This window comes from Pseudoalteromonas sp. D15MCD-2 (genome assembly GCF_038562745.1).
Taxonomy (GTDB): Bacteria; Pseudomonadota; Gammaproteobacteria; order Enterobacterales; family Alteromonadaceae; genus Pseudoalteromonas.
On sequence record NZ_JBCFQE010000001.1, the window covers coordinates 2,481,345 to 2,505,669 of the forward strand.

22 protein-coding genes and 5 tRNA genes are annotated in these 24,325 nt (G+C 42.1%); 6 read left to right on the forward strand and 21 right to left on the reverse strand.

Going from position 1 to position 24,325, the window contains the following annotated elements; translation table 11 throughout:
* Window positions 1-115: 115 nt before the first annotated feature.
* From AADY36_RS11365 to pspA, 9 genes are all read right to left on the reverse strand, one after another.
* Window positions 116-685 carry a hypothetical protein gene (locus tag AADY36_RS11365; RefSeq protein WP_239964563.1) on the reverse strand — a complete coding sequence of 190 codons (570 nt, stop codon included), beginning with the start codon at window positions 683-685 and terminating at the stop codon, window positions 116-118.
* Between the two features lie 120 nt (window positions 686-805).
* The gene (locus AADY36_RS11370; protein ID WP_036969771.1) at window positions 806-1,150 is read right to left on the reverse strand and encodes a 4a-hydroxytetrahydrobiopterin dehydratase; all 345 of its coding nucleotides are present in this window, start codon (window positions 1,148-1,150) and stop codon (window positions 806-808) included.
* A gap of 9 nt (window positions 1,151-1,159) precedes the next feature.
* On the reverse strand, window positions 1,160-1,957 hold the full coding sequence (phhA, locus tag AADY36_RS11375; protein WP_054553132.1) for a phenylalanine 4-monooxygenase: 798 nt from the start codon (window positions 1,955-1,957) through the stop codon (window positions 1,160-1,162).
* Window positions 1,958-2,183: 226 nt separating this feature from the next.
* Window positions 2,184-3,365 carry a methionine gamma-lyase gene (megL, locus tag AADY36_RS11380; protein WP_342408996.1) on the reverse strand — a complete coding sequence of 394 codons (1,182 nt, stop codon included), beginning with the start codon at window positions 3,363-3,365 and terminating at the stop codon, window positions 2,184-2,186.
* A gap of 134 nt (window positions 3,366-3,499) precedes the next feature.
* Window positions 3,500-4,534, reverse strand: a complete 1,035-nt coding sequence (locus AADY36_RS11385) for a TIGR01620 family protein (RefSeq protein WP_342408997.1) — start codon at window positions 4,532-4,534, stop codon at window positions 3,500-3,502.
* A complete protein-coding gene (locus tag AADY36_RS11390; RefSeq protein ID WP_105175203.1) occupies window positions 4,531-5,943 on the reverse strand; it encodes a YcjX family protein in 1,413 nt (470 codons plus the stop codon). Before AADY36_RS11390 ends, AADY36_RS11385 begins: the two co-directional genes overlap by 4 nt.
* Window positions 5,944-6,005: 62 nt before the next feature.
* Window positions 6,006-6,407 (reverse strand): envelope stress response membrane protein PspC, encoded by a 402-nt coding sequence (gene pspC / locus AADY36_RS11395; protein ID WP_054562063.1) that lies wholly within the window; start codon window positions 6,405-6,407, stop codon window positions 6,006-6,008.
* Window positions 6,404-6,637, reverse strand: coding sequence for an envelope stress response membrane protein PspB (gene pspB / locus AADY36_RS11400; protein ID WP_036969793.1), 234 nt, complete (start codon window positions 6,635-6,637; stop codon window positions 6,404-6,406). Before pspB ends, pspC begins: the two co-directional genes overlap by 4 nt.
* 57 nt (window positions 6,638-6,694) lie before the next feature.
* On the reverse strand, window positions 6,695-7,357 hold the full coding sequence (pspA, locus tag AADY36_RS11405; RefSeq protein WP_054553137.1) for a phage shock protein PspA: 663 nt from the start codon (window positions 7,355-7,357) through the stop codon (window positions 6,695-6,697).
* Window positions 7,358-7,544: 187 nt separating this feature from the next.
* Between pspA and pspF the strand changes: the two genes are divergently transcribed.
* The 6 genes from pspF to AADY36_RS11435 are packed head-to-tail and all read left to right on the forward strand — an operon-like array spanning window position 7,545 to window position 13,911.
* Window positions 7,545-8,618, forward strand: coding sequence for a phage shock protein operon transcriptional activator (gene pspF, locus AADY36_RS11410; protein WP_342408998.1), 1,074 nt, complete (start codon window positions 7,545-7,547; stop codon window positions 8,616-8,618).
* A 15-nt stretch (window positions 8,619-8,633) separates the two neighbouring features.
* A complete protein-coding gene (locus AADY36_RS11415; RefSeq protein ID WP_054562066.1) occupies window positions 8,634-10,241 on the forward strand; it encodes an ABC transporter substrate-binding protein in 1,608 nt (535 codons plus the stop codon).
* Complete coding sequence (locus tag AADY36_RS11420) at window positions 10,241-11,275, forward strand: ABC transporter permease (protein WP_054562067.1); 1,035 nt, start codon at window positions 10,241-10,243, stop codon at window positions 11,273-11,275. Before AADY36_RS11415 ends, AADY36_RS11420 begins: the two co-directional genes overlap by 1 nt.
* Window positions 11,262-12,155: an ABC transporter permease subunit gene (locus tag AADY36_RS11425; RefSeq protein WP_054562068.1), complete on the forward strand. Its 894-nt coding sequence runs from the start codon at window positions 11,262-11,264 to the stop codon at window positions 12,153-12,155. The genes AADY36_RS11420 and AADY36_RS11425 overlap by 14 nt, the downstream gene beginning before the upstream one ends.
* Before the next feature lie 2 nt (window positions 12,156-12,157).
* Entirely contained in the window at window positions 12,158-13,150 is a 993-nt protein-coding gene (locus tag AADY36_RS11430) for a peptide ABC transporter ATP-binding protein (protein ID WP_054562069.1), read from the forward strand.
* Window positions 13,150-13,911, forward strand: coding sequence for an ATP-binding cassette domain-containing protein (locus tag AADY36_RS11435; RefSeq protein ID WP_055022259.1), 762 nt, complete (start codon window positions 13,150-13,152; stop codon window positions 13,909-13,911). The genes AADY36_RS11430 and AADY36_RS11435 overlap by 1 nt, the downstream gene beginning before the upstream one ends.
* 122 nt (window positions 13,912-14,033) lie before the next feature.
* Here AADY36_RS11435 and AADY36_RS11440 read toward each other — a convergent pair whose 3' ends face one another.
* The 12 genes from AADY36_RS11440 to AADY36_RS11495 all read right to left on the reverse strand — a co-directional run bounded on the left by AADY36_RS11440 (window position 14,034) and on the right by AADY36_RS11495 (window position 24,107).
* Window positions 14,034-14,432, reverse strand: a complete 399-nt coding sequence (locus AADY36_RS11440; protein ID WP_054562071.1) for a GNAT family N-acetyltransferase — start codon at window positions 14,430-14,432, stop codon at window positions 14,034-14,036.
* Between the two features lie 83 nt (window positions 14,433-14,515).
* Window positions 14,516-16,417, reverse strand: coding sequence for a peptidylprolyl isomerase (gene ppiD / locus AADY36_RS11445; protein WP_055022258.1), 1,902 nt, complete (start codon window positions 16,415-16,417; stop codon window positions 14,516-14,518).
* Window positions 16,418-16,575: 158 nt separating this feature from the next.
* Window positions 16,576-16,866: an HU family DNA-binding protein gene (locus tag AADY36_RS11450; RefSeq protein ID WP_175580427.1), complete on the reverse strand. Its 291-nt coding sequence runs from the start codon at window positions 16,864-16,866 to the stop codon at window positions 16,576-16,578.
* Between the two features lie 197 nt (window positions 16,867-17,063).
* Window positions 17,064-19,424, reverse strand: coding sequence for an endopeptidase La (lon, locus tag AADY36_RS11455; RefSeq protein WP_055199285.1), 2,361 nt, complete (start codon window positions 19,422-19,424; stop codon window positions 17,064-17,066).
* Window positions 19,425-19,567: 143 nt separating this feature from the next.
* Window positions 19,568-20,851 carry an ATP-dependent protease ATP-binding subunit ClpX gene (gene clpX, locus AADY36_RS11460; RefSeq protein ID WP_054562074.1) on the reverse strand — a complete coding sequence of 428 codons (1,284 nt, stop codon included), beginning with the start codon at window positions 20,849-20,851 and terminating at the stop codon, window positions 19,568-19,570.
* A 135-nt stretch (window positions 20,852-20,986) separates the two neighbouring features.
* Entirely contained in the window at window positions 20,987-21,604 is a 618-nt protein-coding gene (clpP, locus tag AADY36_RS11465; RefSeq protein WP_054562075.1) for an ATP-dependent Clp endopeptidase proteolytic subunit ClpP, read from the reverse strand.
* Between the two features lie 273 nt (window positions 21,605-21,877).
* Window positions 21,878-23,182: a trigger factor gene (tig, locus tag AADY36_RS11470; protein ID WP_054553149.1), complete on the reverse strand. Its 1,305-nt coding sequence runs from the start codon at window positions 23,180-23,182 to the stop codon at window positions 21,878-21,880.
* 410 nt (window positions 23,183-23,592) lie between these two features.
* Window positions 23,593-23,669, reverse strand: a tRNA-Pro gene (locus tag AADY36_RS11475).
* Between the two features lie 42 nt (window positions 23,670-23,711).
* Window positions 23,712-23,788: transfer RNA gene (locus AADY36_RS11480), tRNA-Pro, on the reverse strand.
* Window positions 23,789-23,804: 16 nt separating this feature from the next.
* Window positions 23,805-23,880 (reverse strand) — tRNA-His (locus AADY36_RS11485).
* A gap of 23 nt (window positions 23,881-23,903) precedes the next feature.
* Window positions 23,904-23,980 (reverse strand) — tRNA-Arg (locus AADY36_RS11490).
* Between the two features lie 50 nt (window positions 23,981-24,030).
* Window positions 24,031-24,107 (reverse strand) — tRNA-Pro (locus AADY36_RS11495).
* Window positions 24,108-24,325: the final 218 nt, after the last annotated feature.

Sequence of the window (24,325 nt, forward strand, 5' to 3'; positions counted from 1 at the left end):
TCTCCATGTGCTATGTCACAATTATGATTTAGAAATGACTGATAGTGGCTTCTGCAGAGCATGTATTCAGAAAGCCACTTATAATCGCAGCCTCCTCTCACAAAGCCAACACCTCTCACTGCAAACAGCCAAACCCTTTTAATGAAATTTCTTGAGTATTCGAGCCGCTTTGGTTTTTATGTTGAATGATCAAACGTGAATCTTGGCTAGTAAAGGTAAAGGTTCCGAGCCAAGGTAGCTGGGCTATGGGTTGCATGTGGTAAAAACCATTGGCATCAAAGCATATAAATGAGAACTCATGATGTACCGGGGCAAATACGCCATAATCAGCGGTAAATACAGCAATGTTGTCTTGCAGTATAAAGTGTTTCGCTTGCGTGCCCGCTACTAAATACCAAAAGCATATTGCTGTCATTATCACCACTTGTAAGCCGCCAAGTAAAAAGACTGAAAATTTAAGAATACGGGTCGATTTACTGGCTTCCATATAAAGGCGCTTTGCTTTGAGTAATAACCAAAGCCCAATGGCAACCATAGTGAGCTTTACAATCATCAGTGCTACGCCTATTTGATACATCAGCTTAGGGCTGTGCCATTGAATGCCAAATGTTTGCGGGATAAACAAGCTATCAATTAAGGGCAGTAAAATGAGTAGGAATGGCAGAATAAGCGCTTTGTTTTTCATTATTTACTTTTCTAGTGTTCTCGCAAAGATAAGAGTTCAATGTTAATTCTTGGACTCTAAAAAAGCAAAAAGGCGCAACCTGAGGTTACGCCTTTTATCGTTCTGGGCAGAACTTAAAATTTACAGTGCAGCGAATACATCGTCTGTTTTAGCAGCACAGATAAAATCATTTTTGTGTAACCCTTTGATAGAGTGGCTCCACCAAGTAACAGTTACTTTGCCCCACTCGGTTAACAGACCTGGGTGGTGACCTTCTTCTTCAGCCATATCGCCCACTTTATTAGTGAACTCAAGTGCTTGTTTGAAGTTTTTAAACTTGTAAACACGCTCTAATTGCATAATGCCGTCGCGCACTTCAGGAACCCAGTCTGGGATCATTTTGATCAATTCTGCTAATTCAGCATCAGATACTTTAGGCGCATCCGCACGACACGCTTCACACTTTTGTGTGCTTAATGAAGACATTATAAATCCTTAACTTGCTAATTTTTCTTTAGGAGGAAACTTTGGCTCATGTAGCCCTAATTCTTTTGCTTTACTCACCAGCGACATGATATCCATTTGTGAAATATCAAATAAGTCATTGATTGAGTTAATGGTGTAGTACACAGGCTGCATAATATCAATACGATAAGGTGTACGTAATACATCAAGCACATTCATCGCATTGATTTCTGGCTTATCTGAATACACATACTGTGTTTCGCCTGGGCTTGATAAAATGCCACCACCATAAATACGCAGACCTTGTTCAGTTTGCATTAAACCAAACTCAACGGTAAACCAGTAAAGACGTGCTAAATAAACACGATCTTTCTTTTCAGCGGCATAACCTAACTGACCATATTTGTGTGTAAACTCAGCAAATGCTGGGTTGGTAAGCATCGCACAATGACCAAAAATCTCGTGGAAGATATCTGGCTCTTGTAAGTAGTCAAACTCTTCACGGCTGCGAATAAAAGTCGCTACTGGGAACTGCTTGTTTGCTAATAATCGAAAGAACTCATCAAAATCGATCAGTGCCGGAACAGGCGCAACTTGCCAGCCCGTTGTTTCGAGTAACACTTCGTTGAGTTCACTAAGTTGTGGAATACGATCTGTTGGTAAATTAATTTTCTTAAGACCTGCTAAATATTCATCACAGGCTTTACCTTCTATGCAAGCGAGTTGGCGAGCAACTAGCTCAGACCATATTTTATTTTCTTCTTCGCTCCAATGGATAACCCCATTTTCATCAGGTTGCTTGGAGGTGTAATTACTTGCTTTAGCCATAATAACCTTCTTCGTTAAATCTTGATCAGCATTGATCAGAATCTCATTAACTTGTTAAGCCGATACTATGTAAAAGTAAGCGAAATTTTAATAGTTAAGGCTGTTTCTAAGGTTTGCAGAAACAGCCCCAACGTAAAGTTAAGGTTACACCAAAAGATCTAAAAGTTTACACACCACATTTTTAAAAGGCTAAAAGCAAACACAACCGTAAACTTTAAATTACAACCTAACCAATGAATGTAAATGCAGTTTTAAGATCGTTAATAATATCGTTAACATCCTCAAGACCAACTGATAATCGAATTAGACCATCACTGATCCCAGCAGCTGCTCTTTCTTCGGGTGTATAAGGCGAATGTGTCATCGATGCAGGATGTTGAATGAGGGTTTCAGCATCCCCTAAACTCACAGCAAGGGTACAAAGTTGGGTGTTATTTATAAATGTTTCGCCATCTTCAAGGCTGCCTTTTATTTCAAAGGCAATAACACCACCAGCGGCTTTCATCTGTGAGCCAATAAATTGATGACCCGGATGTGATTTAAGCCCAGGGTAATAAACTTGGCTAACTAACGGGTGTTGCTCTAAATATTCAGCAACCACTTGGGCACTTGCACAGTGGCGCTCCATGCGTACAGCAAGGGTTTTTAAACCACGATTAATTAACCATGCATCATGAGGACTAATCGTTGCACCAATATCTTTTAGCACCGTCATTTTGATTAGGTTGATATGCTCCTCTGTGCCACACACAAGCCCTGCTACCACATCACCATGGCCATTTAGGTATTTAGTTGCGCTGTGTACCACAATATCAATACCAAACGAGGTAGGTTGCTGTAGCAAAGGCGTTAAGAAGGTATTGTCGATAACGCTTATCAACTGATGCTGCTTGGCAACATCGGCAATTAAACTTAGATCAAGCACCGCCATGGTCGGATTAATTGGCGTTTCAGCAAAAATCATTTTTGAATTGGCTTTAACCGCGCAGCGAAGTTCAGCCTCGTTGGTCATATCAACAAAAGTGACTTCGATACCAAAGCGCGGCAACATGTGAGCAAAAAATGCAAAGGTACAACCGTATAACGCGCTTGATGCCACTAGGTGGTCACCTTGTTGTAAAAAGCTAAGCACAGACGCAGACACCGCCCCCATACCCGTTGCTGTGGCAGCCGCTGCTTCACAATTTTCTAACTGAGCCACTTTTTGTTCTAGCTCTTGGGTTGTCGGATTACCTAAACGGGTATAAATAAAGCCCTGCTCTTCACCAGCAAATCGGGCTGCACCTTGGGCTGCATTAGCAAAAGAGAAGGTAGAGGTTTGGTAAAGTGGCGCACTCAGTGCGCCATGTGGATCATTTGGTTTTTCTGGACCATGAATACATTGTGTATGTAAGTGATGCTTAGTCATTGTGTGTTCTCGTTTTTATTATCAGTACTTCATACTCATAAATAAAACGTAGATACCCACAATGCACAAGCATGCCGGATGCTCAGATGGCTAAATATCACTCAGCTGTTTTTATTAACTGTACACAAAAGTTGTCATTTTGTATTTTCGGTCTCTTTGTCGCTCGTACGTGAGGCAATTTTACGGGCAATACTATTGGCGGTTTCTTTTAGCAAGCTGCGCTTATGCTCTAAGCGAGGTAATGGCCGACTAAGCTCCATCGCTTTATACCCTATACGCGCGGTAAAAATACCTGCACTTAGCCCTTGCGCTGCACGGCCCGACAATTTCCCCAGTAATTCAGCGCTTAGTGCCGTTGCTGCTAAATCTGAGACTAACTCTGCACTACCAACAAACAGTACTTGTTTCACTAATAAGCGATACAATTTAATACGGCTTGCATAACCAAAACCAATACCGTAAATACGGCCTATTTGTTCAATGAGCTTAGTGCCACGCCATAGCACCGCCATCATATCAACTAAAGCTAGTGGGCTTAGCGCAACCAATAAACCAGACTCAGTAGCAAAACGGTTAATCAGTTTTTTTGCTTGCTGATCTTGGCTGACCAATAAGCTATCGGCGTATAAGGTCATGATTTCTTTATCGGTATGGTGACTTGCTATTTGTTGCTTAAACTCTTCAAACCCAGTAAGCTCCTGATGTTTATTAAGCTTTTCAAGCCACGGTAATGCTTCACCTACTTGCTCGCTATTGAGTAAGCGGTCGGCCTCGGTACGATGCAATTGATTACGCTTTAAACTTCTTAGCATGCGGTACTCGCGCCAAATAACACGGGCAATCAGCAGCACACCACTGAGAACAGCCGTTAAATACACCGAACCTAAAATAATTGATTGCTGAAACGTCACAAACAATGACATCGCAAACTCAAGTAACACTAAAACTAAAAAGCTAACAACAAACACCCCTTTTAGGGTTTGCCATTTCGACTTTTTATACACAGGCTCAAGCTCAATGCTATCTTGCTGATCTTCTTCAGTGTCGATAAATTCGGCGTTTTCTATCACTTTAGCAACAGTTAACTCCTCTGCAGGAGCTTCGTTGCTTGCAGAGCTTGAAATACGGCGACCCGCCTGAAAGTTCATCTCCTTTGGTTGCTCACTCATGTTAGTTTATCTCCTATCAGGTACTGCATGACATGATCTAAACGAATATGCTTTAACCGTTTATCAGGGCATGGCAGTGGCGAAAACGATAAGAACTCAAAGCCCTGTTTTGGCCACTCTTGTTTGTTGAGAAGGCGTGACGGTGGTTGCGGTGGTAAATACGTTAGCCATTCTTGTTCGCCTAAAGGCTTGCCATAAATACAAGCTAGCTGCTGGCCTTTTTCAGCCACTTGGCGCGGCTCTGTAGCGCAGATAGATGACATTGCCATGGTTTCGATTTGCACGCCTTCGAATTTTAAATGATTCGTTTGGTCATGCACGATTGAATCAAGCAATAGCGCTAAATCTTTATGATATTGCGCACTAATATGATCTGACTTATTGGCCGCAAACAGTAGCTTGTCGATGTTTGGTTTAAACAAACGTTTAAAGAAGCTTGCTTCACCATAATTAAAGTGGGCCAGCAATTGGTTAATAACACGGCTTTGCTCATGCAAGGTTTCGCTGCCTTCATTCAAGGCGCTGAGCACATCCACCAGCACAATTTGTCGATCAAAATGACGAAAATGCTGCTCGTAAAAAGGTTTTACAACCTCTTTTACATAGGCTTTATAGCGCTTTTTAAGATGCGCTAAATTCGACCCTTCGGTTATGTCGTCTGGCACATTCGCAACCGGAAAAAACTGCAGTAGCGGCGCTCCTTTAAGCTCGCCTGGCATCAGCATGCGACCAGGTTGCAGCATGGCAAGTTTGGTGTCTTTTTTAAGGCCCACTAATAACTGCTGATAAAGCGCAGCGACATCAGCAAGTTTGCTTTCATCAACACTGGCTGATAGATCAAGTTCAGCAAGGGCGGTTAAAAATGGCTTCGCTTTTTCGTTGCGTGCTGTTTGCTGCAAGAGTGAGTATTGTGACTCACACCAATCAGCAAATGATTGCTCTAGCATTGGCAAATCAAGTAGCCATTCACCTGGGTAATCAATAATGTCTAAATAGAGTGTTGATTGCGGTGCAAAGTGACCGCGTAGCCCCGAGTTACTTTGGTACTTAATTGCTAAACGTAGCGTATTTATACGCTCGGTAGATGCAGGCCAAGCTGGCTCACCTTCAACAGGTAATAACGCTGATAATGCATTTGTGTATTCAAATGTCGGTATTGTCAGTGCTTGCTGCGGCACTATTTTTGTGGCGATATGACGCTTTTCGCGCATCACATCAAAAAAAGGTAAGTTTTTATCGTCAGCTTGGCTGGTTAAATGTTTAACCAAGGCGGTAATAAAAGCGGTTTTACCGCTGCCACTTAAGCCTGTGACGGCTAATTTCACGTGTTGATCTAAACTACGGTGAAGGGCTTTTTCCGCTTTATTTTTTAACGAATTAAAGGTGTTCTTTGCAAATGATTGGCTCATAAAGTGTCTAGCACCTTATTTGCGCTGGGTATCACGATGCAAACAAGGTGCGTATATATCCTTTAAAGTTTGTTGATTTCACGGCTAACCGTAAACTCTGTTGATGTGACATAGCGTTCCATCTCTTGTAAACGACCATCAACTCGAGCAAGACGATCTTTTAAGTCTTGCAATGCACGGCGAGGTGGTTCCCCTTTTTGCCATACTTTAAATTTTACTTCAAGCGGGTCTTGGTGAATGCTGTCTGTGCTTTTCTCTGTTTTTTCTGCTGGTTTTTTATCTAAAATAAACCAAGCAGCAATGTAAGCAACGACAATAAATGGACCACCTGATAATAGTACTGCTGTCACGACTAAAATACGTACTAGCCAAAGCTCCATGTTAAAGTAATCGCTGATACCTGCGCACACACCTGCTATTTTGCCACGCTCTGCGTCTCTAAATAATTCGCGTTTGGTACTCATACTTTACGTCTCCACTGCGGAGCCTCTTGGTCAAGTAAGGCTTCTAATGTTTCAACACGCTCTGCCATTTTATCTGCTTTTTGTGCAAGCTCTAATAATTGGCGGTGCTCGTGTTCACTTAAACCTTGGCTCACTTGTTTTTTACTACGGTAATGTAAAATTAGCCAAAGTGGGGCAACAACCACCATAAAAACAATAATCGGTGCCATCAAAACTTCTGCGTCGAACATGGTACTCTCCTGTCAATCCGTTATGTGTTTAAGCATTGGGGGACATGCCCCCATTTATTATTTTTTATCTGCTAGTTTTTTCTTAAGCTCAGCTAGCTCATCATCAATCTTTTCGTCTTGCTGAAGACCAGCAATTTCGTCAGCTAATGATTTTTTACCAAGATCATAAGACTCTATTTGTGATTCTAGACCATCGATCTTAGTTTCGTAACGTTCGAAGCGGTTTAAAGCGTCTTCAACTTTCGAGCTGTCGAGTGCTTTTTTAACTTCAAGACGTGACTCAGCAGAGCGTTGACGTAAGATGATTGCTTTTTGACGCGCTTTTGCATCAGCTAGCTTCTCTTGTAACGTGCTGACTTCTTGCTGTAGTTTCTCGATATGAGACTCTACATGCTCAAGCTCAGTTTCAACCGCTGCGACTGCATCTGCTGACTTTTGCTTTTCAATCAGTGCTGCACGTGCTAAATCATCACGGTCTTTACTTAGTGCTAATTCAGCTTTTTCTTGCCAGTCTGCAACTTGAACTTTTAAAGTTTCAACGCGACGTACTAGCTCTTTTTTCTCAGCAAGTGTTTTTGCTGATGTAGAGCGAACTTCTACTAATGTATCTTCCATCTCTTGGATGATCAGGCGAACCATTTTTTCTGGGTCTTCTGCTTTATCTAAGATGGCATTGATATTAGAATTAACGATGTCTGCAAAACGTGAAAAAATTCCCATAACATTTACCTCTTTGGTGTTTTAACTTAATCAGTTGGTATATCAGTATCAATATGCTTGCCAACTTTTATAAACTTAGAATAACTTAATATATTCAAACAGTTAAACTAAATTTATAAATTTCTTTAGTTCTCATAGATAATGAAATACACTAGATCTTAGTAAAAATGACTAAGAGTTAGGGAATATGAGCCAATTTCGCCAGCAGGATAATTTACTCGGCCAATCTGACAGCTTTTTAAGTGTGCTTGATCAAGTTTCGCAACTAGCCAGTTTAGAAAAGCCAGTCCTTATTATTGGTGAGCGCGGTACGGGTAAAGAACTCATTGCTGCGCGTTTGCACTTCTTATCTAAGCGCTGGGACCAAAACTATATAAAGCTCAACTGTGCAGCGCTTAACGAAAACCTGCTCGAAAGTGAATTATTTGGTCATGAAAGTGGCGCATTCACCGGTGCTAGTAAACGCCACGAAGGCCGCTTTGAACGTGCTAATGGCGGTACGCTATTCCTTGATGAATTAGCCAATACCTCGGCGATGGTACAAGAAAAACTACTACGCGTTATTGAATACGGCGAATTTGAACGCGTTGGTGGTAAGCAAACCGTTAAAGTCGATACCCGATTAGTCTGTGCGACCAATGAAGACTTACCAACCCTAGCTGAGCAAGGCGAATTTAGAAGCGACTTACTCGACCGCCTCGCCTTTGATGTTATTACCCTGCCCCCGCTGCGTGAACGCCAAGAAGATATCATGTTACTGGCAGAACAATTTGCAATTAACATGGCCCGCGACCTTGAGTGGGAGCTATTTAGTGGCTTTACGCGTAGCGCCATCGAAACGCTGCAATCTTATGAGTGGCCGGGTAATATTCGTGAATTAAAGAATGTGGTTGAACGTAGTTTATATCGTCATGGTAACGAACATATTCCCGTTCACCAGATTATTTTAGACCCATTTGCGAGTAAATTTAGACCTAAACAGCGCGTTAAAGCTGCAGTTAGCAGTGCCCCTGTTGCAAACGTCGAAGCTGCGCCTATCGCCACGACACAAAATCAAGACATTGTGACACTCAATAAGCCCGACATTCAATTTCCTTGTAATTTAAAGCAGCTGTCTAACGACTTTGAAATTGATGTCATTAAAAAAGCGCTTGAACATAGCCAATTTAACCAAAAGAAAACTGCAGAACACTTAGAATTAACGTATCATCAATTACGTGGCTATTTGAAAAAATACAATTTATTAGATCAGCAGCAATAGTTAGAGGCTAATCAGGTGTTTAAACCGTTACTTGCTTTGTCTTTGGTGTGCTTAGTAGGCTGCCTAGATAACGAAGAAAAAACCACAGAACAAAAAAACCAGGGCTTAGTCTATTGCGCTGAAGCAAACCCTGTGTCGTTTAATCCGCAAGTGACAACGACAGGTTCGACTATCGATATTATCGCCAATCAGCTTTATGATCGCCTGTTAAGTATTGATCCGGTGTCTGCCGAGTTTAAAGCAGAGCTGGCAACTGATTGGAAAATTAGCCCAGACGGCAAAGCAATTACCTTTACCCTGCGTAAAGGGGTTAAATTTCATACCACAAAATACTTTACTCCAAGCCGTGATTTTAACGCTGATGATGTAATTTTTACCTTTAGCCGCTTATTCGACGTTTATAACCCTTATCACTTTGTTGGCGATGCCAGCTACCCTTATTTTCAAAGTGTGGGTATTGATCAGCTTATTCGTCGCATTGTGCGTGTTTCTGATTACCAAGTACGGTTTGAACTTTATAATGCTGAAAGCAGCTTTTTAGCAAACCTCGCAACCGATTTTGCCGTGGTGTTATCGGAAGAATACGCCATGCAGCTTAAAGCACGCAATCAAGAAAACTTATTTGACCAATACCCAGTGGGTACTGGCCCTTATGTATACAAAGAATACCGTCGCGACCGTTTAATTCGCTATTACCGTAACCCTGATTACTGGAAACACCCTGTAGTACTTGAGCAACTGGTGTATGACATTACGCCAAACGGCACCACACGCGTTGCGAAAATGCTCACCAAAGAGTGTGATGTTACTGCGCACCCAAGCAGCGCACAGTTGAGTATTTTATCGCAACGTGAAGATATTAAAGTTCAAAAAGAGCAAAACTTAAATATTGGTTATTGGGCCTTTAACACTGAGCGCCCGCCTTTTGATGATGTACGTGTACGCCAAGCACTTGCTAGCGCCATTGATGTCGATAAAATCATGCAAGCGGTATATTACGGTAACGGCATTAAAGCGCAGTCTTTGCTGCCTCCGGCTTCTTGGGCATTTGAAGCGCAAAAAGCAATGCCTGAATTTAACCCTGCACTTGCCAAAACATTACTTGCCGAAGCTGGCTACAAAAATGGCTTTGATATGAATATTTGGGCCATGCCAGTAAGCCGTATTTATAACCCCAATGCCCGTAAAATGGCTGAGCTGATGCAAAGTGATTTACGCAAGATTGGTGTGAACGTTAATATCGTCGAGTACGAATGGAATACCTTTTTACAACGAATTGGTGAACATAGACACGATAGCGTGTTACTTGGTTGGGCTGCAGATACGCCAGACCCTGATAACTTTATGAGCCCATTATTAAGTTGTACTGCGACTTTCAGTGGTAAAAACCCAGCAAATTGGTGTCACCCTGAGTTTGATTTATTACTTACACAAGCCTTAGATACAACAGATCTTGAAAAGCGTAAACAATACTACAATCAGGCACAGCGGATCATAGTGCAAGAGCTGCCTATTTTACCGATAGCCCATGGTATGCGTTTTCAAGCCGCAAGTAGTGATGTTAAAGGCATCAGCTTAAGCCCGTTTGGTGGCATTTCACTAGCTAACGCGAGGAAAGAATAATGATCCTAGATTATATTCTGCGCCGCTTAGCACTGTTAATGTTTATGATGCTGACACTGAGTATCTTTACCTTTTCATTGAGCTTTTTGTTCCCGGGTGATGCGCTAACTAACTTAAGCGGTATTACCAATAGCACCTTCTCACAAACCAGTGCACTTGAAGAAAAGTTCCACTTTACCGAAAACTATGTGGTGCAATACTTTGCCTTTTTAGACCGAATTTTACACGGCGATTGGGGTGTCTCTTTTGCATCTGGCGAAAGTGTTTTTCAGCATATTCAAGATTTATTTCCTGCAACGCTAGAGCTTAGCCTTTACGCATTGTTTGTCTCGGTTGCTGTGGGCGTACCGGGTGGTATTTTAGCTTCTGCTTACTACAAACGATGGCCAGACAAATTTATAAACTCAGGCACACTTATTGGCTACTCGATGCCTGTTTTTTGGTTAGCGCTATTGTTGATCATGGTGTTTTCACTACAACTAGGTTGGTTTCCGATGTCGGGCCGTATGGGTCTACTTTACGAAATTGAACCAATTACCGGCTTTATTTTAATCGATATCATATTAGGTGACTTTCCGTATGATGGCATGGCATTTTTAGATGCAATACACCACCTAACCTTGCCTACTATTGTACTTGCCATGTATCCGACCACAGTATTGGTTCGCTTTACCCGCGACTCTATGCTGAAAGTACTCGATCAGAGTTACATTAAAACAGCACGCGCTAAAGGCTTAAACCGTGCACAACTGATCCTTCACCACGCTCTGCGTAATGCGCTGCTACCGGTTATTAAACAAATAGGTTTACAGTTTAGTACCTTGATCACCCTTGCGATGATCACCGAAGTTATTTTCTCATGGCCGGGCATTGGTCGTTGGCTTATCGATAGTATTTATCAGCGCGACTACCCTGCGATTCAAGGTGGCTTACTCGCTGTTTCTATGTTCGTTATTTTAGCTACGATTATTGCTGAGCTCACTTATACCTTATTCGACCCATTATCGCGGAACCAAGCTCATGGCAAAGTTTAATTTATTCTCTGAAGAGTCGAATAAATCGCCGTTAGCGCGATTTTGGAAAAAATTTAAAACCAATCACCCTGCCCTTGTGGGTTTATGGTTGTTTATTGCTTTAGTGTTACTGGCGGTGTCTGCACCACTCCTTGCACCTTATGGCGTGAACCAACAACACAGCGATGCTCTGCTGTTACCGCCATCGTGGCATGATGCAGGTGACGTACGCTTTTTATTAGGCACCGACGATTTAGGCCGAGATGTGTTATCGCGCTTAATGAATGGTGCAACCTACACCTTTGGTTTGTCGGTTGTCGCCGCTTTGATCACCACAGTAATTGGGGTGTTAGTAGGTACTTTTGCCGGGATCAGCCGGGGAATTCGCTCAAGCTTTTTGAATCACTTGCTTGATATTACGTTATCTATTCCATCGCTGTTACTAGCCATCATTATTATTGCGATTCTTGGCCCGGGCTTAATGAATACAGTATGGGCGATTATTTTAGCTTTACTGCCTCAATTTATTCACTCGGTACGTAACTTAATTGTTGAAGAGCTTAACAAAGATTACATTACAGCGTTTAAACTGGATGGTGCGTCAAACTGGCATATTCTCGCCCGTGGTATCTTCCCGAATATTTACGAGCATATTGTGGTTATTTTTACCATGGCGCTTTCTACCGCTATTTTGGATATCTCGGCACTTGGCTTTTTAAAATTGGGCGCACAGCCCCCAACCACAGAATGGGGTGCTATTTTGGCTGAAAACCTTGGTTTAATTTACCTTGCCCCTTGGACTGTTGGCTTACCGGGCGTATTATTATTTTTAGCAGTACTGTCTACCAATTTAGTAGGTGACGGTTTACGCCAAGTGCTTAAAGAACGTAAGGCCGACTAATTATGCAATTACTCGATATTCGCAATCTCACGATAGAGTTACGCACCTCAGATACCGTTATTCGTGCGGTTGATAGAGTCAGCATGACCTTAAAAGAAGGTGAAGTGCATGCTTTAGTTGGCGAGTCTGGCTCAGGTAAAAGCTTAATTGCAAAAGCCATTGTTGGGGTTTTAAATAAACGCTGGCATATCACCGCTGATCGCATGCATTGGCGTGGTGTTGATTTAATGCGCTTATCTAACGAGCAACGCCGTAAACTAGTAGGTCAAGACATTGCTATGATCTACCAAGATCCGAGTCGCTGCCTAGATCCAACTGCCAAGATATTTGACCAAATTGCCGAGACCCTGCCTGCGCAAGCAACCAGTGGCTTTTTCTTAAAGCGAAATAAACAGCGTAAAGACAGAGTAAAAGCGTTAATCCACAAGGTCGGTATTAAAGATCATAAAAAGGTACTCGACAGCTACCCTCATGAGCTCTCTGAAGGAATTTGTCAAAAAGTGATGATTGCCATGGCCATTGCGCGTACCCCAAAACTATTGATTGCCGATGAGCCAACTACCGCCCTTGAAAGCACCACGCGTGCGCAAGTATTTAGACTGTTAAAAAGCTTGAACCAGCTAAAGAACATGTCGATTTTGATGATTTCTCACGAACTTGAAGAAATTGTTGAGTGGTCTCATGGCATGCATGTTCTTTACTGCGGACAAATGGTTGAAGCTGGCCCAACTAATCGTATTTTTAGTCAGCCATATCACCCTTATACTCAAGCACTGTTAAAAAGCTTGCCTGACTACGAGCAAGGGCTTGCTCACAAAGAGCCGTTTTATGCTTTAAAAGGCACCATTCCGACCTTGCAGCATTTGCCAATAGGTTGCCGCTTGGGCCCACGTTGCCCACAAGCACAAAAAGAATGTGTGGTTACCCCGAAATTGACCAAGCACCATAGTCATAGTTATGCCTGCCACTTCCCATTAATTAAGGCGATGAAATAATGCAACCACTGCTCAAAGTTCAAGCGTTATCAAAGAGTTTTAACCTGCGTGCAGGCTTGTTTTCACGCAAACGATTCTCTGTTCTAAGAGATATTTCGTTTTGCTTAGGGCAAGGTGAAACCATTGCAATTATCGGCGAAACCGGCTCAGGCAAAAGTACCTTAGCTAAATTACTCTCAGGAGCCGATAACGCTGACAAAGGGCAAATTCTACTCGATGGTAATATCATCGAAAATGATGGCTTGCGTGATAACGACTGTCGCCACATTCGTATGATCTTCCAAGACTCTGAAGCGTCATTGAACCCAGGTTTAACCATTGGCGACATGCTTAACGACTGTTTACAGTACAACACTGACTTAAACAAAGAAGAGCGTGAAGATAAAATAAAACAAACCCTCGCAAAAGTGGGTTTGCTTTTAGATCATCAGCACTATTACCCGCATATGTTTAGTAGTGGACAATTGCAACGTATAGCGCTTGCACGGGCTTTAATTTTAGACCCTAAGGTTGTAGTGCTCGATGAGGCATTATCGTCTCTAGACCCGTCTGTACGCGCACAAACGGTAAACTTATTACTGCGTCTACAAAAAGATACTGGCCTTAGCTATGTGCTTATTACTCATCACTTAAGTTTGGTGCGTCATATTAGCGACCAACTTGTGGTACTTGATCACGGTGAGATTGTTGAATACGGCCAAACCGAAGCGATTTTCCAAAACCCTCAATCAAGCGTAACGCAGAAACTGTTGAACTGCTGATAGTGAGCTATCAGCTTTCAGTTTGATTCGGCGTTAAAACGCCTCCTACGCGAGCGGTTTGATCACTCAATTAACTTTACTCTTGCAGCTTTACTCTTTCCCCTTGTTACTTTTCACTCGTATCAAAACTTTTTATACATCCCTTGGCTTTGTGGTGCGACAAACTTGTAGCCAAGCTTTTCGTAAAAGCCAGGTTTGTCAGCGACCATAGTGACATAACTACCTTCAAAGGCGGCAGATTCAATGTAGCGGTCAACATGTTCCATAATGACACGCCCTAACCCTTGCCCTTGATACTCAGGTGATACGGCAATATCAACCACTTCAAAATTACAACCGCCATCACCAATAACGCGGCCCATGCCAATCAACTCATCGTTTTTACGAATACAAATAGCATAAAGAGAGTTTGGTAACCCCGCCTTTGCAGCCGCTAATGAACGTGCTGATAAGCCAGCTTTGAGGCGCATATCACAGTACTCTTCTGCGCTTGGTAGCTGCTCAATTAGACTGTACTCCATAAATGCTCCTTGTAACTTGAATTACCTTTAACGGTAACAAAAAAGGCGCCAGTAGGCGCCTTTTATTTAACTCAGTTTGCTAATTATTCAGCAGCTTGAGTCGCTTGCGGTACTTGCACTTCAGCTTGTGCTTTTAGTGCTGCAATAAATACCATGTAGTTTTTATTCACTTGAGCCATAGTGATGTTTTGCTTTTGTTGCTCATTAATCTCAACTTCAGTCGCTGGATTAACTGCTTTTAACGCAACAATTGCCGCATCGCCATTGTTTAGGTCAACAACTTCAACCTCTGGTGCACCTTGTGGGTGAGCCATTTTGAAAGCTTGTTGAACAATCGCTGGTGACACTGTGTAAGCTTGACGAGCAAGTGCAGCTTCTTGGCGTACTGTTAGGCCTTCAGCTTGTGCAACTTCGTTTAGGCTCTTACCAGCTTCGATCTCAGCGTATAGAGTGCGTGCTTTTTCTTTAGCAAGCTCCGATGCTTTTTGTGAAACTAACGTCGCCTTAATTTGCTCAGAAACATCTGCTAGTGCTTTCGTAGTCGCAGCTTTGTGATCGTTTACACGAACAACAACAGCATGCTCATCGCCTACTTCAATTACTTCTGAGTTCATGCGGTCTTCTAACACTTCAGGTGAGAAAATAGCAGTAACAACTTGTGGGTTGTTTAACGGCTCAGGTAATGCATTGCGAGTAACAAGTTCTGTTTTCTGTACTTCAACGCCTGCTGCTTCTGCTGCATCAATTAAAGTATCTGAAATTTCGAACGCAAGCTCACCCATTTGAGTTTGCTTTTCATAGAACGCATTAATTTTCTTAGTACGCTCAAGTTCAGCGCGAAGCTCATCTTTTACGTCAGCATATGGTTTAACTTGCTGTGTTTGAATATCAGTAAGTTTGATGATGTGATAACCAAACTCTGATTCTACAACGTCAGAAATGTCGCCTTTGCTTTCAAGTGCATACGTTGCATCTTCAAACGCAGGGTCCATCATGTCACGTTCAATCCAGTCTAGGTCGCCGCCCATTTCTGCACTCACTACGTCATCAGAAGATGACTCAGCTAGCTCAGCAAAATCAGCACCGTTTTGTAACTGCGCTAGTAGCTCTTCAGCTTTCGCTTTTGCTGCATCGTCGTCTTCGCTGTTATCAATTAAGATGTGCGATACACGACGTTTTTCAGGCTCAACATATTGTGCACTGTTTTGATCATAGTAAGCTTTGATATCTTCTTCTGAAACACTTGAATCAAGCGTTAAGGTAGCTGCATTTAAGTCAATGTAGCTTACAGACACTTGCTCTGGTGCTAAGAATTGCGGTTGATTCAACTCATAGTAATCAGCAATTTCTTGCTCTGTTACTTCGATACCTGCTTGTAATGATTCTTTAGCAACAACTAAGTAATCAATACTGCGCGTTTGCTGTTGTAGAGCAACGCTGTTGTTTAATTCATTTTCTAAGATGAAATCTGTACCAGCAACAGCACCTACTAATTGGCTGCGTGTCATGTCTTCACGTAAATATTCACGGAAAGCATCTGGTTGGAAATTCATTTGACGAATAACTTGTAAGTAGCGGTCGTTGCTAAACTGGCCGCCTACTTGGAAGTAAGGCATTTCTAAAATTGCTTTACGAACACTTTCGTCACTTACACGAAGACCTAATTCTGCCGCTAGTTGAGTTTGCAATTCTTGTTGTACTAAACGGTCGATTACGCCTTGGCGAATTTGTGCCATGTAATTTGGATCAGCAGCGATTTGTGCGAAGTATTCACCAAATTGTTGTTCTAAACGGTTACGTTCGTTTTGGTATGCACGGCTGAATTCGGTTTGGCTAATTTTAACTCCATTTACTTCTGCAACGGGTTGCTCTGTGGTTTGTCCTAAATAACCACCGATCCCAGCTAAAGCAAAAGATAAAATCACCGCGCCTAAAATAATTTTGGCTGCAGGTCCCTGCGAACCTTCTCTGATTTTCTCAAGCATTTATCTATCTCTATTCTGATCAGGTACAAATTAACCCTGCTCATGTAAAAAAAGCGTATCTTACCAGATACGCTTTTTCACTTGAAGTAACTGGTGATAAGTTACCTAAATTCAATTTAAGTGTGATTAGGTATCTCTCACCAACTAATCTTTAATGATTAGTTTACTGCGTCTTTCAGCGCTTTACCTGCTTTGAAAGAAGGAATGTTTGCTGCAGCAATCTGGATAGTCTCACCAGTTTGCGGGTTACGACCTGAGCGCGCTGCACGCTCACGTACAGAGAAAGTACCAAAGCCAACTAGCGCTACTGAATCGCCATCTTTAAGAGCGCCTGAAACAGCCTCGATGAATGAATCTAGTGCACGACCTGCAGCCGCTTTAGAAATGTCAGCGTCAGCTGCGATTTGATCGATTAATTGAGATTTATTCACAATATCATCCTCTTTCATTGTTATTATCAAGAGCGATTGTTTTTATAAAAAATAACATCACTGTTTTGAAAATTTATGAGCAAATTAAGTTTATGCTCAGTTTATTATATTTTTCTCAACCCTAGGCCACATAAGGCCTAGGCTTGAAAACTAGTGCTTAACTTATCATACCCTTTGTATTTGAAAAGCCCCTAAATGCACTTTTTTGCGGTTTTTTACTGGTTTTTTTCAGTTTCGACAGAAAAACTCTCAACTGGGTGCTTCAAAGCCAGTTTTAAAACGTCATCAATCCATGTAACTGGGTGAATTTCAAGGCCCTCTAATACGTTGTCTGGGATCTCTTTTAAGTCACGTTCGTTAATTTTTGGAATAATAACGGTTTTAATTCCACCACGATGCGCTGCCAGTAGCTTCTCTTTTAAGCCACCAATAGGTAATACTTCACCACGTAATGTGATTTCACCTGTCATTGCAACATCTGAGCGCACTGGGTTACCCGTTAAGCTCGATACCAAACCAGTTACCATGGCAATACCAGCACTTGGGCCATCTTTTGGTGTTGCACCTTCTGGCACGTGAACATGAATGTCACGTTTCTCATAGAAGTCGCTATTAATGCGAAGTTTTTCAGCACGATTACGAACGACCGTCATCGCAGCCTGAATTGACTCTTGCATTACATCACCAAGCGAACCTGTGTAAGTTAGCTTGCCTTTACCTGGTACAGCTGCAGATTCAATAGTTAGTAAATCACCACCTACTTCAGTCCACGCAAGACCCGTTACTTGGCCAATACGGTCACCGTCTTCTGCTTTACCATAATCAAAGCGTTGTACACCTAAGAACTCTTCAAGGTTGTTATCGTCGATAAGGACCTTTTTAGTGTCTTTATCAAGTAGGATGTTTTTAACTGCTTTACGGCATAGTTTTGACACTTCACGCTCTAAGTTACGAACGCCCGCTTCACGTGTGTAGTAGCGGATAATGCCAATAATTGCGCTGTCAGCAATTTCAACTTCATGCTCTTTTAAACCATTGCGCTTAACTTGCTTTGGAATCAAGTGTTGTTTAGCAATGTTTAGCTTCTCATCTTCGGTGTAACCCGATAAACGAATCACTTCCATACGGTCTAATAATGGACCTGGAATATTAAAGCTATTTGATGTTGCCACGAACATCACATCAGATAAGTCGTAATCAACTTCTAAGTAGTGATCGGCAAAATGGCTATTTTGCTCAGGATCAAGTACTTCAAGTAATGCTGATGCTGGGTCGCCACGCATATCTGATGACATCTTATCGATTTCATCTAATAAGAATAATGGGTTCTTTACACCAACTTTAGTCATATTCTGGATTAACTTACCAGGCATAGAACCAATGTAAGTACGGCGGTGACCACGGATTTCCGCTTCGTCACGAACGCCACCTAATGCCATACGCACATATTTACGACCTGTAGAACGTGCGATTGACTGACCAAGTGAAGTCTTACCTACACCAGGAGGACCGACTAAACATAAAATTGGGCCTTTAAGCTTATTAGTGCGCTGCTGCACCGCTAGATACTCAATAATACGCTCTTTAACTTTATCTAAGCCGTAATGGTCACTATCTAAAATCTTTTGTGCGCCAGCTAAGTCTTTTTTCACCTTAGAGCGTTTTTTCCAAGGTACATTGATTAACGTATCAATGTACGAGCGCACGACGGTTGCTTCCGCCGACATCGGCGACATCATTTTTAATTTAGATAACTCAGCGTTTGCTTTCTCTTGCGCTTCTTTAGGCATACCAGACTCTTCGATGCGTTTTTTAATTGCTTCGAATTCATCGGGTACATCATCAAGTTCGCCAAGCTCTTTTTGAATCGCTTTCATTTGCTCGTTGAGGTAATACTCACGCTGCGACTTTTCCATCTGCTTTTTCACGCGGGTACGGATTTTTTTCTCAACTTGCAGTAAGTCAATCTCACCTTCCATCAGTGCCATTAAGTATTCAAGACGCTCAGTCACATCAGCAATCTCAAGTACTTTTTGCTTTTCAGGTACCTTAAGCGGCATGTGTGCTGCCATGGTATCAGCAAGGCGTGCAGCTTCATCGATGCCAGACACAGAAGTAAGTACCTCAGGTGGGATCTTCTTATTAAGCTTTACGTAGCCTTCAAATTGGCTAATTGCGCTGCGAATAAAGATATCTTGTTCTTGCTCGTCGATATGGCTTGATTCGATGTACTGTGCTTCTGCCACAAAGAAATCATCGTTATCTAAAAACGTTTCAACGCTCGCACGTTGTGTGCCTTCAACAAGCACTTTAACTGTGCCATCAGGTAACTTTAATAACTGAAGTACTGTGGCAATGGTGCCAACACGGTAGATATCATCTTGCTGCGGATCATCAACAGAGGCGTCTTTTTGCGCCACTAGGAAAATTTGTTTGTCCTTGTCCATCGCCGCTTCTAGGCATTTTATTGATTTTTCACGACCAACAAATAGCGGGATCACCATGTGTGGATAAACCACTACATCGCGCAGTGCCAACACGGGGATTTCGACTCGATCTGTTCTCTCAAGCGTCATTATATTCTCTTCGCACTTCATTTATTTTAAAGATTACTCAAGTATATGGGGATATGTAAGGGAAAGTTCAACATATTTATAAAAAAAGGAGCCTTTGGCTCCTTTTTCGTGTTCAACTGCTTAACTTTTAAACTATTACAGCTTTATTCTGATGCAGCTTTGTCTTGGTTACCGCTTTGGTAAATCAAAATTGGGTCTGATTCACCTTTTATAACGGTTTCATCAATAACCACTTTGCTAACATCATCCATCGAAGGTAATTCATACATAGTATCAAGTAATACGCCTTCAACGATTGAACGTAAGCCACGAGCACCTGTTTTACGCTCCATTGCTTTATGAGCAATTGCGCTAAGTGCATCTTCACGGAACTCAAGCTCAACATCTTCCATCGCAAATAATGCAGAGAACTGTTTAGTTAATGCATTTTTTGGTTCGCTTAAGATTTGAATAAGCGCCGCTTCATCTAGCTCTGTGAGTGTCGCAACAACCGGAAGACGACCGATGAACTCTGGAATTAATCCGTATTTCACTAAATCTTCTGGTTCAACATCTTTGAATGTTTCACTTAAGCTACGGCTACCTGATGATTGCTTAACTTCAGCACCAAAACCAATACCGGTATTTTTATGGCTGCGTTGTTCAATCACTTTATCTAGGCCAGCAAACGCACCGCCACAGATAAATAGGATCTTAGAAGTATCAACTTGCAAGAACTCTTGCTGTGGATGTTTACGGCCGCCTTGTGGTGGCACAGATGCAACCGTACCTTCAATTAGCTTAAGTAAGGCTTGTTGTACACCTTCGCCCGATACGTCACGGGTGATCGATGGATTGTCAGACTTACGAGAAATCTTGTCGATTTCATCAATGTAAACAATACCACGTTGTGCTTTCTCTACGTCGTAATCACATTTTTGCAGTAGCTTTTGAATGATGTTTTCAACGTCTTCACCTACATAACCTGCTTCAGTTAGTGTCGTTGCATCGGCCATCGTGAATGGTACATCAAGTAAACGAGCCATGGTTTCAGCAAGTAATGTTTTACCACTACCTGTAGGACCGATTAGTAGAATATTACTCTTACCAAGCTCAATATCTGCATTGATTGTTTGATTGCGTAAACGTTTATAGTGATTGTATACCGCAACCGACAGCACTTTTTTAGCGTGGTCTTGGCCAATCACGTAATCATCTAAGTGATCACGAATTTCTTTCGGCACAGGCAGTTTATCAGACGCATTATGCTTCGGCGCAATGTCTTTGATTTCTTCCCTGATAATATCGTTACACAGCTCTACACATTCATCACAAATATATACTGAAGGGCCAGCAATTAGTTTGCGAACTTCGTGCTGGCTTTTGCCGCAGAAAGAGCAGTATAACAATTTATTACTTTTGTCGCCGTCTGTAGGAGTGTCAGACATTCAGCTACCTCATTTATTACGTTGGCAGTAGCACTGGGCTACTGCTAATTCACTATGTTTAACTATATCAAAGAATATCAGTTTTCGCATAGTAAAGGGTGATAGCTAACAATACGTTATTATTAGCTATTCAGATTACTTCGAATCGCGGCTTGAAAATACTGAGTCAACTAGGCCGTATTCAACTGCTTCGCTAGCAGTCATAAAGTTATCACGGTCTGTATCACGAGAAACCACATCGAGTGGCTGGCCAGTATGTTCAGCCATTAAACGGTTTAACTTATCTTTAATTGATAAAATTTCACGGGCATGGATCTCAAAGTCAGATGCCTGACCTTGGAAGCCACCTAATGGTTGGTGGATCATTACACGTGAGTTAGGTAAACAAAAACGCTTACCTTTAGCGCCACCTGATAGCAAGAATGCACCCATGCTTGCCGCTTGGCCAACACAAATAGTGCTTACATCAGGCTTGATAAAATTCATTGTATCGTAAATTGCCATACCCGCAGTCACAGAACCGCCTGGCGAATTAATGTAAAGATAAATATCTTTTTCTGGGTTTTCTGATTCTAAAAACAGCATTTGCGCAAGAATCAAATTAGCCATGTTATCTTCTACTTGGCCAGTTAAGAAAATAATGCGCTCTTTTAAAAGACGTGAGTAAATATCATATGAGCGCTCACCTTTAGCTGTTTGTTCAACAACCATAGGGACTAGTGCGTTTAGAGGGTCTATCATACCGCTATTCATTCTTATTTAATTCCTTATCCGCTGCGACTCATCCTTACTATAAGGAAAGCACATTTATACTAATGTAAGTTAAGCTGTCTATTCAATCTTTATAACTATATAGGAACTTATCAGAACAAATTCAATCCTCGCCGAAAAAAGTTCTGAAATAACATCAGTATTGTTGGTTTTTTTGAAACTGATACCACAAACTAAAATGGCCCGAGTACGCTGTATAAATACAGGGTAACACGAGCCATTTAATCGCTAGCGAGAGCTTAAGTCAATGACTTATTAAGCACCTTGCTGTGGATTCATGATGTCGTCGAATGCTTTTTCAACGTCAGTCACGTTTGCTTTAGCTAGGATAGCTTCAACTGCTTGCTCTTCCATCGCTACGTTGCGCATTTGCTGCATAAGCTGATCGTTTGCTTTGTAGTACTCTACTACTTCAGTTGGATCTTCGTATGCAGAAGCTACAGTTGCGATTAATTCTTCAACTTTAGCGTCGTCAACTTTAAGCTCGTTCGCTTTAATTACTTCACCTAGTAATAGGCCAGTCTTAACGCGAGTTACAGCTTGCTCGTGGAATAATTCAGCTGGAAGCTCAGGCATGTTTTTAGCGTCGCCACCGAAACGTTGTGCAGCTTGCTGACGTAGTGCATCAATTTCTTGATCTACTAGCGCTTTTGGCACTTCGATTTCGTTGTTAGCTAAAAGACCTTTGATAGCTTGATCTTTAACGTTAGCTTTAACTGCTTGGTCAAGCTCACGTGTCATGTTCTTTTTAACTTCTTCTTTAAGAGCGTCAACACCGCCTTCAGCTACACCGAATTTAGTTGCGAACTCGTCGTTAAGCTCAGGAAGCTCTTGAGTTTCAACTTTCTTAACAGTGATTGCGAAAGTAGCAGCTTTACCTTTAAGGTTTTCAGCGTGGTACTCTTCAGGGAAAGTTACTTCAGCAACAACTTCTTCGCCCGCTTTTTTGCCAACGATGTTGTCTTCGAAACCTGGGATCATACGACCTTGACCAAGTTCTAGTGGGAAGTCTTCAGCTTTACCGCCTTCAAACTCTTCGCCTTCGATAGAACCAACGAAGTCGATAGTTACACGGTCGTTCTCGCCTGCAGCTGCGTCAACTTCAGCCCAAGAAGCGTGTTGCTTACGTAGAGTTTCTAGCATGTTAGCTAGGTCTTCGTCAGTTACAGATACAGCTGGTTTTTCAACAGCAATTTTATCTAAACCTTGGATTTCAACTTCTGGGTAAACTTCGAAAGTTGCATCGAACTCTAAATCTTTACCAGCTTCTAACGCTTTAGGAGCGAAAGTAGGTGAACCAGCTGGGTTAATTTTTTCAGAAACGATTGCTTCGATGTAGTTGCGTTGCATTAATTCGCCTGCAACTTCTTGACGTACTGCAGCACCGTAACGCTTGTTGATGATAGACGCTGGTACTTTACCAGGACGGAAACCATCGATACGCTGGGTTTTAGACAGTTGTTGTAAGCGTTTTTTTACTTCAGTCTCAACGTTCTCTGCAGGAACGGTGATGGTCAGACGGCGCTCAAGGCCTTGAGTCGTCTCAACAGAAACTTGCATGATTTACCTCAATCTTCAATTTTGGCGACTGTTCGCCTTCCTTACAAACAAGGTGATCTCCATGAGTGATAGCAAGTTTTAACGCTGAATATTTCAACTTAAAACGGCGCATTGTAACCATGAGATACCATTGCTGCTTTGCCCCTATGGGCACTATGTTAAACAATAGACGCGGCATTATAACCTAATATTTATGATAGTCGAGTCTGGGGGGCAATTATTTGGCGTATATAGCAGCAATCAGCGTTTAAATGCGTAAAAAACGAACGCAACAAAATGACAAAGGAGAATTAAGCTGAATTAAAGGATGTATTTAGAAATTGAGAAGTGGTCGACGATGCAGGATTTGAACCTGCGACTGAATTGGATATACCCAAACCAATTGTTCTTTGACCATAAATCTTTAAAAGTGGTCGGCGATGCAGGATTTGAACCTGCGACCCCTTGGACCCAAACCAAGTGCGCTACCAAACTGCGCTAATCGCCGATACTGAGAGAAGTTTTGAAAATAAAGACCGCTTATTAAAAGTGGTCGGCGATGCAGGATTTGAACCTGCGACCCCTTGGACCCAAACCAAGTGCGCTACCAAACTGCGCTAATCGCCGATATCTTAGAGTAAATTGGGGTGACTGATGGGGCTCGAACCCACGACAACCGGAATCACAATCCGGGGCTCTACCAACTGAGCTACAATCACCACGGCATTTACATATTTTCAAATGGCGCACCCGGAAGGATTCGAACCTTCGACCAACGCCTTAGAAGGGCGTTGCTCTATCCAGCTGAGCTACGGGCGCATCGAAAACTTCATAAGTTTGCCTGTAAGCACCATTTACAAAGAGTAAAGTGGTCGGCGATGCAGGATTTGAACCTGCGACCCCTTGGACCCAAACCAAGTGCGCTACCAAACTGCGCTAATCGCCGATGCTTACCGTTGTTTGCGAGTGACCTCGTTAACAACGGGGTGCATAATAGTGATTTGACCGAGTCAGGTCAAACATTTTTTTAAGAAAATAATTCAATCGGTCACTTTTAGTTCATAATGGTTAAATATTGCAAATATAAGCTAAAATTTGAACTCTTTTTTATAAAGTAGCGCTTTATATAAGATTGCATCTTGGCGCTATGATGCTTTTCTGCGA